This is a genomic window from Protofrankia sp. Cas3 (assembly GCF_963555955.1).
Lineage (GTDB): Bacteria > Actinomycetota > Actinomycetes > Frankiales > Frankiaceae > Protofrankia.
Genome location: NZ_CAUVXP010000106.1, coordinates 7,446 through 21,683, shown reverse-complemented (window position 1 = coordinate 21,683; position 14,238 = coordinate 7,446). Strand labels below are relative to the sequence as shown.

Sequence of the window (14,238 nt, the reverse complement as noted above, 5' to 3'; positions counted from 1 at the left end):
CGTGTCCCTCGGCCACGGCATCCACTTCTGCCTGGGTGCGGCGCTCGCCCGGCTGGAAGGGCGCATCGCGCTGGAGGAAACCCTGAGCCGCTTCCCGACCTGGGATGTCGACCACGACCGCGCCGTCCGACTACACACCAGCACCGTGCGTGGCTACGAAAAGCTACCGATTGTTTTCTGACCGCGATCGTTTGGGTCTGTCAACAGCCTAACGGGCCGGCGGGATGTTCTGGTTGACGTGGAAGTGGTTTCCGGGGTCGTACCGGGCCTTGACCTCGGCGAGCCGGTCATAGTTGCCGCGGTAGGAGGCGCGGACCCGGTCGGCTCCCTCTTCCATCATGAAGTTGACGTAGGCGCCGCCGGCCGACGTCGGGTGCAGATCCTGCCAGTACCGCTTCGCCCAGTCGCTGATGAGGTCGGCATTGGCCGGGTCCGGGTCGACCCCGACGATGACCCCGGCCCAGCCGCCGTTGCGATAGGCGAACGCAGTTGCGTCTTCGGGTACCCGCATCGCCGCCCCATCGATGGGATAGAGGTGCATGGTCGAGTGACCGGTGGGCAGCATGGCGCCGTACGTGAGGTGCACGTCGATGGCCTGCTCGGAGATCTCGTTGAAGAAGTCCGCGCGCCAGTACCACTGCAGGCCCGCCGGGTAGAGGCCGTCGAACGCGCTCTGCAGCACCGTGAAGGGCATCGGGCTGAGACCGACGAGCAGCGGTGAACCGAACTCGCGGATCGGGGCCAGCACCTCGTCGACGGAGTCGTGGGAGCCCGTGTAGCACCAGACGATGGCGCAGGCCTTGCGACCCCACAGGTGTTCGGGAAACGGCGGCGCGGGTGGGATCGTGATCAGGCCGAGCCAGCCGCTCAGTTCCTCGGGAAGCGAGGGCAACAGCTCGCGGTACCACCGCATGACCTCGGCGGTGTCCGCCAGGTCGTACAACACCGGTCCGCCGATGACGACGCCATGGTCGCCGATCTCGTGGCAGACGAAGCGGAACGAGGTGACCACGCCGAAGTTTCCACCGCCGCCGCGCAGTGCCCAGAACAGATCGGGATGGGACGTGGGGCTCGCGGTGACGAAGGTTCCGTCGGCAAGCACGACGTCCGCCGACAGCAGGTTGTCGACTGTCAGACCGAACCGCCGGGTCAGGTAGCCGACCCCGCCGCCGAGGGTGAGTCCCCCGACTCCGGTCGACGCGATGAAGCCCGATGGCGTGGCCATCCCGAATGCCACCGTCGCGTGGTCGACGTCGCCCCACGTGCAGCCGCCGTCCACGCGCACCGTGTGGCCGGCGGGATCCACCGTCGTGCCGCGCATGGCGGACAGGTCGATGACGAGCGCGTCGTCCCAGACCCCGAGCCCGCCGGCGTTGTGCCCGCCGCCGCGCACCGCGAGATCGATTCCGTGCTCGCCGGCGAACCGGACGCAGGTGATGACGTCGGCGACGTCGACGCAGCGGGCGATCGCCGCGGGTCGACGGTCGATCATGGCGTTGTAGACGGCCCGTGCCGAGTCGTAGGCCGGGTCGCCGGGCCGGATCGTCGGCCCACGCAGGGTCGCGGCCAGCTCGGCGTAGTCGGGTCCGGACTGTTGCCCGGCCCGGGAGGATGAGGTCGTCCCGGTCATGGTGTCGCCCTTCGGTACGGCGGCGGCTCCCCTGCGAGTCGCCGGCTGACGGTGACGCTAGACAGGGGGGCGTTCGCTCAGCGTTCGCCCCGACCACCGACCACCGGGGGCGCGAACGCCGCTGGCCGGATTGCGAACACCCCGGGCGGCGAGGTCGGCGTCGCACCGCGCCTGCAACGTCTGGCTGAGCTGGTCGGCGGCGAGGTCGGTCGCCCGGCGCAGCATCGGCACGGCGATCTGGTCCGGTTCCAGGCTGGCGCGCATGCGCAGGACCTCTGGCAGCCACCAACGGTCGTCGTGCTGCTGCGCCGCGAGCCGCGCCGCGTCCAGGATGCCGCGTGCGGCATCGGCGCGTCCGCAGCCGATCTGTACCTCCGCGAGCAGCGACAGCCAGTACGACATCCGGGTGTGCGCTCCCTGCGTGCGCAGCCGGCTGACCGCCTCCTGGATTGCGGCGACACCATCCTCGCCGCCGGTCGCCCAGCCGGTGAGGATGGTGGCCCACTCGCGGTAGTAGGCGAACTCGTAACGTCGGCAGAGCTCGTCCAGCTCCTTCGCCGCCCTGGCCAGTGAAGCACGGTCTCCCCGGAGCTGATGCGTCATCGCCGCGTAGGCCAGGGCCACCGCGAGACTGTAGGGGTGGTCGGCCGCCCGGCCTCGCTCGACCGCCTCGTCGCAGCGGGAGACCGCTCGGGCGTCGTCGCCGAGCAGCCAGTGCGCATGAGCGGCCCAGGCCATGGCGTGGACATCGGTGCGGGTCCCCACGATCAGCGAGACGGCGCCTGGTGACAGGTTGTAGGCGCGGTCGAAGTGGGTGATCGCGGTGGCGTGCCGGCCGACGCTGGTGGCCGAGCCGGCGTAGGCGAAGTGCGCCTGTCCGGCGAGGTCAGGGTCGGCTTCGGCGAGGGCGAGCGCACGCGCCGCCAGCTCGTGGGCCTGCGCGGTGTGACCTTGGACGAAGCGGACCGTGAACAACCCGATCAGGCTGGCCAGCAGCGCATGCGGGCGAGCCAGCCGCTCGGCGAGGGTGGCCGAGCGTTCCAACGTGGACTGCACCTCGGGCGAGGCATAGCCGTGCACCGCGTTGAGCGGCCCTGTCATCGCCTGGGCCACGTCCAGTTCGCGTCCGTCGCGGTCGAGCCCGGGTGGCAGCTGGGCGATCAGCTCCAGGCACCGGGTGTGGTGGCGGGTCGCCTCCGCGTTCGCGAATACTCGCGTGGCCGCCTCGGCGGCCCGGCCGAAGTAGTGCAGGGCGCGATCCGGTCGTCCGCCGCGGTCGTACTGCTCGGCGAGCTGCGCGGCCGCCTCGTTGACGTCGGTCGCGTGGAGCAGCTCGAGTCCCTGGGCCAGGCGGCGATGCAGCAACCATCGGCGCGGTGGGCTGACCAGCTCGTACGCGGCGTCGCGCAGCAGGTCGTGGGAGAAGTCGTAGCCATCGCCCTGTTCGGTCACGATCCGGCGCCGCCACAGCTCGTCCACCGCCTGCACCAGTGCGTCCGCGTCGAGATCGCTGGCCTCGCACAGCAGGTCCAGGCTGAAGTCGCGGCCGAGGGCGGCGGCAAGCGCGGCCACCTCGCGAGCCGACGGAGACGACTGCTCCAGCCGGCGGTGCAGGATGGCCCGCAGGTTGGGCAGCGCCACCGGTTCGCCGGGGGTCGGCGAGCCGTGCGCGGCCTCCACCACGAACAGCGGATAGCCTCCCGTGGCCGCATGCAGGACCCCCGCCTCCGCCGCGGTCACCGGGCGACCGAGTAGCGACGCCGTCAACGCGGCGGTGCCGGTGGAGTCCAACGGCGCCAGGGAAAGGTCGGTGACCAGCCGCGCCGATCTCCACGCCCGCAGTGACGCGGCGACCTCCGCGTTGCGGTCCAGTTCATCCGCCCGGACCGTGGCGGCGACGAGCAGCGGGGCGTGGCCGGCGAAGCGGAGCAGGAAGGTCAGCCAGGCCACCGTCTCCTGGTCACACCACTGCAGGTCGTCGAGCACGAGCAGGGTCCGACGCCCGGTGGACAGCACGGCCCGGGCGAGCCCTTCGAAGAACCGGTGGCGCTGCCAGGCGTCTGCCATCGCGTGCGAGCCTGACTGCGCCGACTGCGCCGACTGCGCCCGTCCCGCACCGGTGGCCGGCGCCACCACGCCCGCCTCGGCGACGTCCGTGGACGCCTGCGGCACCAGCCGCTCGACCTCCATCCGCCACACCGGGTCCAACCGTTCGACGCCCGGCTTGAGGTCGCCGGCCCGCAGCCACTCCGCTACCGGTGCGAGTGCGAGACGCCCGGCCAACCCGAAGCACCGCGTTGTGGCGACGGCCGCCCCGCTGTCGCGGGCGATGGTGGCAAGCTCGGCAACCAGCCGGCTCTTGCCGACCCCCGCCTGCCCGGACACCACCACCAGCCCACCGCGCCCGGCGGCTGCCTGTTGCCATTTGCTCACCAGCAGTGCCGCCTCGCCGTCCCGGCCGACGAAGCCCGCCCCGGCCGCACCCGACCGTCTGGGCCGTCGATCCGTTGGCACCCGGTCGGGTTGCGGTGCGCCGCGCCGCCCGAACAGCCGCTCGACCACCCTTGTGGTCTCCGGGCCGGGGCTGACCCCGAGCTTCTGCTCCAGCACGGATGCGCAGCGGTGGTAGGTCCGCATCACGGCCCCGCGGTCCCCGGACTCGGCCTGCAATTCCATCAGGACGCGGTACCCGACCTCCTCCAGCGGCTCCAGCTCGACGCGACGCCGGGTGACCTCGATCGCGCGGACGCGGTCGCCGGATGCGCGCCACCCGCGGACGGCCTCGTCGCACAGATCCACGCATTCCCGGCACAGCAGCTCACGCTGATCGAGAACCCAGTCGTCGTACATCCCGGGCAGCAGGTCGCCTCGGTACTCGGCGATCGCCGCCGCCGCGTGACGCAGGAAACCGGAGTGGTCACCTGCCGACCGGGCCGCGGCCGCCGCCAGCCGCTCCGTCCGGAAGACGCGGACGTCGACCCGGCAGGTCGGGGTGTCCCGCCAGGTCAATGCCGTCGGTTCCACCACCAGGGAGGGGACTTCACCTATCGCGAGGCGCAGGTTGTGCAGCTCCCGCCGCAGATTCGTGCGCGCCTGGGCCTCGCCTGAGTCCGGCCAGAAGACGCCGGCCAGGTGCTGTCTGCTTTGCGAGACCTCCGCGTGCAGGACGAGGTACGCCAGCAACGCGATGGAGCGCGGCGACGGCGAGCGTCCCCCGACCCTCGCCCCACCCGCGACGCGCTGTTCGCTCAACAGCCGTACGTCCAACATGGCGAGAACCCTCTCCGGCTCCTCGTACCCATGATCCTGGCACCACATTCTCGCCCATCGGCTCGGCTTCAGGACGTATCAGATCTGGTGGTCGGAGTGACCCTGGGGCGATGCGCGGCGGCATCGGTCGTCTCCGTGGTGTACCGTCCGCAACCTTCGAAGCGAGCAGGAGAGACCCGGGTACCTCCATGGCGTGGTGGCACACTGGTCGTGGCGAAGCCATCAGGAAACCGTAGTTCTGCCGACGTCCCAGCTCCACGCACCTCGGCCCACGCCGACGAGGACCGCCAGTGTCGAATGCCCGATCGACTCGCGCCGTACCGGCACGTAGCGTGCACAGCGCGCAGCGTGCCGAGCCGACGTTGCTCTACGTGATGAAACAGGTTGAGTTGGTGGTCCGTTCGCACCTGGACGAGATTTTCCGGCCGATCGGACTGACCGCCCTGCAGTACACGGCGTTGACCGTGCTGGAACGGCACCCGGACATGTCCTCGGCGCAACTCGCCCGCAACTCCTTCGTCACGGCGCAGACCATGGCCGACATGGTGACCGCACTGCAGGAGCGTGGCCTGATCGAGCGGCACCGCGATCCCGATGACCGTCGGCGCCTGGTGCTGGCCCTCACACCCGACGGGCGGCAGCTGCTGAGCGCCCACCGGGACAAGGTCAGCGACCTGGAGACCGAGATGCTCGCCGGGGTGAGCGAGGAGCAGGCCTCCGAGCTGCGGCGGATCCTGCTGGTCTGCCGCGCCAACCTGGTTGGGCACCCGCCGCACTGAGCGGTGCCGTCAGCGTAGGCGGAGGGGAGGGGAGGGGGGAGGGGAGGGACAGTCTATAGGCAGGTTTCCTGCTAAAAACAATCAGGAAACCTGTACGTCGCACGATTCGTGTGGCACGCTTCACATCCAGCCGACCCCACCGGCACACGGACGCTGGAGGCCACCCGAATGACCATTCTCAACCGACCCGCAAACGACGTGGTCGTGACGACATCGCCGCGCGGCCTGACGCGCGGCACGCTGGCTGCGGCAGCCTTGGCGGTCTGCGTCGCCCAAGTCGGGCTGGCAATCCCGGCCGTGCTCAACGGTCAGTTCCAGCAGGATCTGGGCACCAGCTCGTCACAGTTAACCTGGATCTCCGACGCGTTCCTCGTCCCGGTCACGCTCCTCGAACTCACCTTCGGGGTCATGGGTGACCTGTTCGGGCGCAAGCGCCTCCTGGTCGGGGGAACCATCCTGCTCGCCCTCGGGCAGTTCCTCGCGGTCCTCACCCCGGGAACCGGCAGTTCGACCGGGGCCCGGGTGCTGGTGTTGTGGTTGGGCCAGATCATCGCTGGCGTCGGTGCCGCCGCGATCTTCCCGACGTCGCTTGCCATGGTCGCCGCCGGCACGCACACCGTCCGTGACCGGTCGCGCGGCATCGCGATCTGGGCTGCGGCGTTGGCGTCGGGCGGTTTCGTCTCGCCGGTGCTCGGCGGCTTCCTGGCGCGCTACGGCTTCGGCAGCGACCCGTACGCCGGCTGGCGGTGGGCGTTCGTGGCCGTCATCGTGCTATCAGTGATCAGCATCGGCGTGTCGGTGCGGTTTGCCCGGAACTCCGCGGCCCCCGAGGGTCGCTCGCTCGACTGGCCGGGGCAGATAACCATAGCGGTGGCGTTGTTCGCGCTGTTGTACGCCGTGATCCAGGGTCCGACGAGCGGCTGGCACAGCGGTGGCGTGATCGCCGGATTCGTGCTGGCTGCGCTGTTCCTGGTCCTGTTCGTGCTGGCGGAGCGCCGCTCCACCGCGCCGTTGTTGCGGCTGGAGCTGTTCGCCAACCGCGCGTACTCGGTCGCCGCGGTCGCGACGGTCATCGGCATGTTCGCCTACCTCGGCACCGCCTACTCCACGAGCATCCGCCTGTCGGCGATTCAGGGCTTCACTCCGCTGAAGACCTCGATCGCGTTCATCCTGCTCAACGTGATGACGCTGGTGTTGATGCCCTTCACCTCGCGCGTCCTCGAGCATTACAACCCGCGGTGGACGTTGGGTATCAGCTTCGCGCTCGTCGCCGTCGCCGACTTCTGGCTGTCGGAGGTGTCCGCGACGAACCTGTCCCTTGCGCCGATCGTGGCTCCCCTGCTCATCGCCGGTGTCGGGTTTGCGGTGGCACTGTCGGCTATCACGGCTGTCGCGGTGAACACCGTCCCCAATCACCTCGCCGGCATGGCGAGCGGGTCGACCAGCCTGCTGCGCGACTTCGGGTTCACCCTCGGGCCGGCCATCATCGGCGCGATCGCGCTGAGCCGCGCCGCCGCGGAGGTCTCGCACAAGGTCAGCAACAACGCCGCGTTGGCCAAGGCCCTGGAGGCGTTCAACAGCTCGGCGGCCGGCGCGCCGGCGGCGCAGCAACCAGCGCTGCATGCGGCGATCGGCGCGGTGAACTCCGGACCGCTCGGGGCCAATGCCGTCCCCGCCTCGATAGCTCTGCCCGATGGCACGGTCATCCCGTTCAACCCGCTCAAGGACGTGGCCTTCCACGCTCTTGATCACGCCTACGCTCTCGGGTACGTCGTCTGTGGCGCTGCCGCCGTGGTCGCCGCTGTGCTGGCGGCGGTCGGGCTGGGCGGCCGGTCGCACGAAGCCATGATCACCGAGGAGAGTCTGGCCGAGTGAGATCCACAACCGGGTCGTGGTCGGCGCCGCGGTCGGCCAGCCGCGGTCCGCCAGCCGTTGTCGCCCCAGCGTGGATCTGGGATAGTCAGGAAACCTGCTTAATTGGACGGTCGGCCCGGCTGGCCGCCGCGGCACGCAGCCCCAGCGAGAGGAGTCCACGGATGACGTCAGGACGGGGAACAGACGGCCCCCTCGACGGCAGGGTCGCGATCATCACGGGCAGTGGCCGGGGGCTCAGGCTCGCCTACGCGCGGGCGCTCGCGGCGGCCGGTGCCGCTGTCGTCGTCAACGACGTCGACGCCGAGGTCGCCGACGCGGCGGCGCGATCCATCACCGACACCGGCGGTCGGGCCGTCGCGCACGTTGGCGCCGTCGGGTCCACCGACGTTGCGCAGGCGCTGGTGGACCGCGCGGTCGCGGAGTTCGGCCGCCTCGACATCCTCATCACCAACGCCGGCATCCTGCGTGACACGGTGTTGTGGAAGATGACTGACGAGGACTTCGACGACGTCGTTAGCGTGCATCTGCGCGGCACGTTCACCTGTGTGCGCGCCGCCGCCACCCGCATGCGCGAGCAGGGGGAGGGCGGCCGCATCATCTGCGTCGGCTCGCCCACCGGCCAGGTCGGCAACTTCGGTCAGACGAACTACGCGGCGGCGAAGGCCGGGATCGTCGGCATGGTGCGAACCTGGGCGCTCGAGCTCGCCCGCGCGCGGATCACCGTCAACGCGGTGATTCCCGTGGCCGCCACCGGCATGACCGAGACCGCACCGTTCCTGAAGCCGTACGTCGACGCGCTGCATGCCGGTGAGCCGGTGGCGCCCTACGCCCGCCGTGAGCTCAGCTTCGGGCCGCCCGAGGACGTGGCGGGGCTCCTGGTGTTCCTCGCCTCTGACGCCGCCGCCGACGTCAACGGCCAGGCCGTCGGGCTTGGCGGCGACCGGCTCGCGCTGTGGTCGCATCCCACCGAAGCGGTGGTGGCCTTCGCGGACGGCGGCTGGAGCGCGCAGGCGATCGCCGACGTCTGGCCCAAGGAGTTCACCGGCCAGCTGCAGACCGTCGGCCAGACCTTCCCGCAAGCCTACTAACGGAGTGTCGTGATGGGTATCGACCTCGACGCGGTCACCGCGATCGACACACACGTGCATGTCGAGTCCGACGGCCACGGGCACTGCTCGCTGGACGACGAACTGATGGCGGCGTCGGCGGCGTATTTCAAGGCGGGGGAGAACCGAACACCCGACCTGGCCGCCATCGCCGAGTACTACCGCGAGCGCAACCTGGCTGCCGTGGTCTTCACCGTCGACGCACACACGGCCACCGGCCATCCGGCGCTCTCCAGCGAGGACATCGTCGCCGCGGCGGCGAAGTACGACGACGTCGTGATCCCGTTCGCCTCCGTCGACCCGCACGACGGGGCGTCCGCGGTGGACCGACTGCGTGACCTCGCCGCGGCCGGGGCACGTGGTCTCAAGCTGCACCCGTCCATGCAGGCCTTCAGTCCGGATGACAGGACGCACTATCCGCTCTACGAAGCCGCGGCCGAACTCGGCCTGCCGGTCGTCTTCCACACCGGTCAGACCGGTATCGGCGCCGGTCTGCCCGGCGGGCGCGGCATCAAGCTTCGCTACTCCGACCCGATGCTCATCGACGACGTCGCCGCGGACCACCCGCAGCTGACCGTCGTCCTGGCCCATCCGTCGGTGCCGTGGCAGGACGCGGCGATCTCGATCGCGACGCACAAGGCGAACGTGTTCATCGACCTTTCCGGCTGGTCACCGAAGTACTTCCCGCCGCAGCTCGTACGGGCCGCCAACGGCCTGCTCAAGCACAAGGTGCTGTTCGGCTCGGACTATCCGGTGATCACGCCGGACCGGTGGCTGACCGACTTCGCCGCGCTGGACATCAAACCGGCGGTGCGGCCGCTGATCCTGAAGGACAACGCCGCGCGCATGCTCGGGTTGGGGCCTGCCTGATGGATCTTCGATCGCGGACGGGAGGCTGACGCGATGCCGGACTACGGACTGGGCAGCTGGCCGGCTCGTCGCGCCCGCATCAACGGCGCGGACGTAGCGTTACGCCAGCACACCGAGCCCGCAGAGCACAGCGAGCACAGCGAGCACGGAGAGCACGGAGAGCACAGCGAGCAATCGGCAGACCGCAGCCTGACCTACGCCGAACTGGCCGCCCGGGTCGAGCGTCTGAGCCTGGCGTTTGCCGAGCTCGGCGTGGGCCACGGCGACCGGGTCGCTTACCTCGGCCCGAACGACATCGCGACCTTCGAGGTCTTCTTCGCCACCGCCCGGCTAGGCGCGATCTTCGTCCCGTTCAACACCCGACTGGCGGCGGACGAGGTCGCCTACCTGCTCGACGACGCGCGTCCAACGGTCCTGGTCCACGGCCCGGAGCTGGCCGATCTGGTGGTCGCGGTGGACCCGGCCGCACACGGGGTCGCCGCGGTCGTGCCGGTGGCCGGGTCCGGGCCGGGTAGCTACGCCGCACTCCTGCACGCCGCGGTGGGGGCCGGGGCGGGGCACTGCGTGGTGCGTTCGGAGGTGGCGCTGTCCGACGACGCGGTGATCCTCTACACCAGCGGCACCACCGGCCGCCCGAAGGGCGCCGTGCTCAGCCACGCGAACATGACGTTCAACACGATGAACCAGTTGGCGCACGTGGATGTCCTGACCAGCGACGTGGCCCTCTGCATGGCTCCCCTGTTCCACGCGGCCGGGCTCGGACAGGTGAGCCTGCCGACCCTGTTCAAGGGCGGCACCGTTGTCGTCGCTCCGAGATTCGACCCGGGCTACGTGCTGTCGGCGATCGCCGCGCTGCGCATTGCGTCGTTCTCCGCCGTGCCGACGATGCTGCAGATGTTGTGCGAGCATCCGGACTTCGCCGCGGCGGACCTCAGCTCCCTACGCTTCGTGATCTACGGGGGGTCGACGGTAGCCGAGCGTGTCGCGGTCGCCTGGCAGCGCCGTGGCGTGCCGCTCCTGCAGGGCTACGGGATGACCGAGGCCAGCCCCGGCGTCTACCTGGCGGTGCCGCAGGGCGCGGCAGCGCGGCCGATCTCGATCGGCGTGCCGCACTTCTTCACCGACGTGTCGTTGGCCGCCGGGGCCGACGAGCCGGAGCCGGGGACGTCCGGCGAACTGCTGGTGCGCGGCCTCAACGTGTTCCGCGGGTACTGGAACCGGCCGGCGGAGACCGACCGTACCTTCACCGACGGCTGGTTCCGCTCCGGTGACGTCGTGCGGGTCGCGCAGGACGGTTGGGCCTACGTCGTCGACCGAGTCACGGATGTGATCATTTCCGGTGGGGAGAACGTCTACCCGGTCGAGGTCGAGGCGGTGCTCAACGCGCTGCCGGGCGTGGTCGACGCCGCGGTCGTCGGGGTCGCCGACGACCGCTGGGGCGAGGTCGGATTCGCCTTCGTCATCGCCGACCCGGATGCCTGGACCGAGGAGTCCCTGCGGGCCGCGTTGCGGGGCCGCCTGGCTTCCTTCAAGATCCCGAAATACGTGCGGTTTGTCCCGGTCCTCCCGCGAACCGCCACCGGAAAGGTTCGCAAACAGGACCTTCGTGCCACCGCGGCCACCGCGGCCGGGACCCCAACCTTCCATTGAGGAGACAGACCGTGTCCACAGTCGTCGACACCCTGGCAGACCTGACCCCGCTGGTTGGAACGAGTCTGGGTGCCAGTTCGTGGGTAGAGATCGACCAACACCGCATCGACACTTTTGCCGATGCGACCGGCGACCAGCAGTGGATCCACACCGACCCGGCGCGGGCCAAGGACGGGCCGTTCGGTACGACGATCGCGCACGGCTATCTCACCCTGTCACTGCTGATCCCGCTGTGGTCGGAGTTGCTGGACGTCCGCGAGGTCCGCACCAAGGTGAACTACGGCCTGGGCAAGGTGCGTTTCCCGGCGCCCGTTCCGGTGGGGTCCAAGGTGCGGGTGACGGCGACCCTGGTGGGGCTTGAGCCGGTCGACGGCGGGATGCAGCTCACCATCGACGCGGTGATCGAGCGCGACGGTGGTGGCAAGCCGGTGTGCGTCGCCCAGCCGATCTTCCGCTTTCTGGTCTAGGAGGTCGCTGAACAACGTCTGTCCGGCTCGCCTCCCCCCGCGTCCCACCTGGCGGTGCCCGTCTGTTTACGAGCCTGTTTTGAATCTTGGGTTCGGACAGGCTCTTAACGATGTGAATCTGATGCTCCTGCCACAACACCAGATTCACATCGTTCCCAAAGAGGCTCGGCGAACGTCTCGGTGACGTCGACGACGATCCGGCCCGGAAAGGCACCGTCCAGGGGGAGGTACGCGGCGTCCACCGAGGTGCGTTGCGGTAGTACGGGGAGATCGATGTCGACCTGAAGGCGGATCATCTGCCGCCAGGTCAGCACCGTGTCCCACATCTGCTCGGCCGCGGCTCCGGCGGCTCCGGCGGCTCCGGCGGCTCCGGCGGCTCCGGCGGCGCCGACCAGACGGCTCGCGGACCGTGCTTCCTCGAGGGTCAGGCCATCGGCGCCGATACGGGCGGCTCGAAGGAGCCCGGGTTCAGGGCGCGGCGGCGGACCTCGCCCGGGGTCAGACCGTAGCGTTCCCGAAAAAGCCGGGTGAGGTGCGGCTGATTGTGGAAGCCCCACCGATCGGCGATGGCGTTGATGCTGTGTCGGGCCAACAGCCGACTCTCGAGGTCGGCTTTCACGTGTTCCAGCCGTTGGGTGCGGATGTAGGCGGACACGGAGACCTGCTGATCTTCGAACAGCCGGTGAAGGTACCGGGGCGAGATGTGGTGGGCCGCGGCGATCGCGTCGGGGCACAGGGCGTCGTCCCTCAGGTGCTCACGAATCCAGGCGATGATCTGTAATCGCCGTGCATCGGCCGGAGCCGTGGCGCTGCTGTCCGTGGTGTCGGCGAGTGTCGCCGCGAGCAGATCCATGCAGGCCGCGGCCAGTCGATGGCCGGCTCCCGTCCCGCACGACTGCGCATGGGCCAGCAGGCTGCGCATGCAGGCGTTCAGCACCGCGCCGGCACCCTCCCGAGAAGGCAGGACGCGAGCGGTCCACCGTTCGACGAGTGCTGGTGGCAGGGGCACCAGGTCGCGTGGAAACATCAGAACAGCAAGGTGAAAGTCGTCTCGGCTGCTATGCCGGTACGGACGTCCGGTGTCGGACAGAACAAGGTCGCCGGGCTGGAGCAGGCACTCATGGCCATCTTGATCCAGCACCGTGACACCGGCCACCTGAAGTGTGATCTTGTAGACGGGCCGGTCGGCGGTTCCTGTGGCGGCAGCGGTACGCACGACCATGTGTGGCGATGCCTGCACGGATAGCAGTGACAGGTCTCCCAGGCTGGTCGCGTCCAACACCGCGTGGAACGGGCCGTCGGCATCCACGACCGGTTCCAAGGTCTCGAAGGTAGTGCTGACCGCATGACGCCACTGCTCGATGTCGCGTGCTCCCTCGAAGGAGCGTGACATCGCGGCACCGGTGCTGTCCACTCCTCGCCTCCTCGACCAGCCTTCGTGATCACTTTCAGGGCCGAACTGTACACCTGCGCGCAAGAATCAGGGCGCCCGTCGTCAACTGCGCTGGCCTGAACGTGGCCATCCTGACTATTGAGTCTGGTGCATGAGTCTGGTGCAGGAACCGGCGTTCGCGATAGCGCGACGAGAAGTCCAGGCGATCCACCGACGTGTGTCGGACCAGGCGTTTCAGCATCAGCTGATCGTCATCGCTGTACCGGCGAATTCCGCCGCGTGGAGGTGCCATTACTGTGGACCAAATAATAACACAGGCTGTGACCGTGGCTATCGACGACACGACCGCGATGCCCGGTCGACCAATGGTGTCGCCGGGCCGGCTGTACATCGACGGTGGGTGGCGCGACGGTGTCGCAGGCGAGCGTCGCGCGGTGATCGACCCGTCGACCGGGAAGATCGTCGAGACCGTGGTCGACGGCGGCGAAGCGGATATCGACGTCGCGGTGACGGCTGCTCGCAGAGCCTTCGACGAGGGGCCGTGGCCCCGGATGTCGGGCCGGGAGCGCGCTCGCGTCCTGATTCGCGTCGCCGAGCTCGTGCGTGAGCACGCCGACGAACTGGCTCGGCTGGAAACCCTGGATGTCGGCAAGCCGATCACACTGTCCCGGGTGGTCGACGTCAATACCGTGATCGAGCAATACGAGTATTATGCCGCTCTGGCGCAGACAATCGACGGGTCGACACGGTCGATTTCCGTGCCCGCGCTGGCATATACCCGCCGCGAACCCATCGGTGTCGTCGGAGCCATCACGCCGTTCAACTTCCCGCTGATCCTCTCCAACAGCAAAATCGCTCCGGCGCTGGCGGCAGGAAATACGATCGTCCACAAGCCGGCCGAGGACACGCCGTTGTCGGCGCTACGGATGGCGGAGCTGTTCTCGGCAGCCGGTGTGCCTGACGGAGTCCTGAACGTGGTCACCGGCGGGGCGGTGGCCGGCCAGGCGCTCATCCGCCACCCGAGTGTCGACAAGATCGCCTTTACCGGGTCGACGCCGGTCGGGCGGTCGGTGGCGAGCCTGGCCGGTGAGTTCCTCAAGCCGGCGACCATCGAGCTGGGCGGCAAGTCCGCGCAGCTGATCTTCGCTGACGCGGACCTCGACACGGCCATCGGCGCGGCGATCCAGGGATTCGTGTT

General features: G+C 69.4%; 10 protein-coding genes and 1 pseudogene. 8 read left to right on the top strand and 3 right to left on the bottom strand.

Annotated features, from left to right (window positions below; translation table 11 throughout):
- Window positions 1–181: pseudogene (locus U9983_RS18435) on the top strand (cytochrome P450); the annotation flags it as partial.
- 27 nt (window positions 182–208) lie between these two features.
- On the opposite strand, the gene U9983_RS18430 reads toward U9983_RS18435, so the two are convergent.
- Together U9983_RS18430 and U9983_RS18425 are read right to left on the bottom strand one after the other, a co-directional pair.
- The gene (locus U9983_RS18430; protein WP_322755228.1) at window positions 209–1,630 is read right to left on the bottom strand and encodes an FAD-binding oxidoreductase; all 1,422 of its coding nucleotides are present in this window, start codon (window positions 1,628–1,630) and stop codon (window positions 209–211) included.
- A gap of 57 nt (window positions 1,631–1,687) precedes the next feature.
- Entirely contained in the window at window positions 1,688–4,900 is a 3,213-nt protein-coding gene (locus tag U9983_RS18425; protein ID WP_322755227.1) for an ATP-binding protein, read from the bottom strand.
- Window positions 4,901–5,274: 374 nt separating this feature from the next.
- On the opposite strand from U9983_RS18425, the gene U9983_RS18420 reads away from it, so the two are divergent.
- From U9983_RS18420 to U9983_RS18395, 6 genes are all read left to right on the top strand, one after another.
- A complete protein-coding gene (locus U9983_RS18420; RefSeq protein ID WP_416211437.1) occupies window positions 5,275–5,679 on the top strand; it encodes a MarR family winged helix-turn-helix transcriptional regulator in 405 nt (134 codons plus the stop codon).
- 168 nt (window positions 5,680–5,847) lie between these two features.
- A complete protein-coding gene (locus U9983_RS18415) occupies window positions 5,848–7,554 on the top strand; it encodes an MFS transporter (RefSeq protein ID WP_416211435.1) in 1,707 nt (568 codons plus the stop codon).
- A gap of 161 nt (window positions 7,555–7,715) precedes the next feature.
- Window positions 7,716–8,642 (top strand): SDR family NAD(P)-dependent oxidoreductase, encoded by a 927-nt coding sequence (locus U9983_RS18410; RefSeq protein WP_322755224.1) that lies wholly within the window; start codon window positions 7,716–7,718, stop codon window positions 8,640–8,642.
- An 18-nt stretch (window positions 8,643–8,660) separates the two neighbouring features.
- A complete protein-coding gene (locus tag U9983_RS18405; RefSeq protein ID WP_322755229.1) occupies window positions 8,661–9,530 on the top strand; it encodes an amidohydrolase family protein in 870 nt (289 codons plus the stop codon).
- Window positions 9,531–9,563: 33 nt separating this feature from the next.
- Window positions 9,564–11,180, top strand: coding sequence for an AMP-binding protein (locus U9983_RS18400; RefSeq protein WP_322755223.1), 1,617 nt, complete (start codon window positions 9,564–9,566; stop codon window positions 11,178–11,180).
- A gap of 11 nt (window positions 11,181–11,191) precedes the next feature.
- A complete protein-coding gene (locus tag U9983_RS18395) occupies window positions 11,192–11,647 on the top strand; it encodes a MaoC family dehydratase (protein WP_322755222.1) in 456 nt (151 codons plus the stop codon).
- 424 nt (window positions 11,648–12,071) lie between these two features.
- Here U9983_RS18395 and U9983_RS18390 read toward each other — a convergent pair whose 3' ends face one another.
- Entirely contained in the window at window positions 12,072–13,061 is a 990-nt protein-coding gene (locus U9983_RS18390; protein WP_322755221.1) for a helix-turn-helix domain-containing protein, read from the bottom strand.
- Window positions 13,062–13,390: 329 nt separating this feature from the next.
- Here U9983_RS18390 and U9983_RS18385 point away from each other — a divergent pair.
- Window positions 13,391–14,238, top strand: an 848-nt coding sequence (locus U9983_RS18385) for an aldehyde dehydrogenase family protein (RefSeq protein ID WP_416211436.1), incomplete at its 3' end; no start/stop codon positions are given.

Excerpts from the sequence above, each read along its gene's own strand:
- U9983_RS18430 (WP_322755228.1), bottom strand. The coding sequence starts at position 1,630 with ATGACCGGGACGACCTCATCCTCCCGGGCCGGGCAACAGTCCGGACCC.
- U9983_RS18415 (WP_416211435.1), top strand. The coding sequence starts at position 5,848 with ATGACCATTCTCAACCGACCCGCAAACGACGTGGTCGTGACGACATCG.
- U9983_RS18425 (WP_322755227.1), bottom strand. The coding sequence starts at position 4,900 with ATGTTGGACGTACGGCTGTTGAGCGAACAGCGCGTCGCGGGTGGGGCG.
- U9983_RS18410 (WP_322755224.1), top strand. The coding sequence starts at position 7,716 with ATGACGTCAGGACGGGGAACAGACGGCCCCCTCGACGGCAGGGTCGCG.
- U9983_RS18400 (WP_322755223.1), top strand. The coding sequence starts at position 9,564 with ATGCCGGACTACGGACTGGGCAGCTGGCCGGCTCGTCGCGCCCGCATC.
- U9983_RS18420 (WP_416211437.1), top strand. The coding sequence starts at position 5,275 with ATGAAACAGGTTGAGTTGGTGGTCCGTTCGCACCTGGACGAGATTTTC.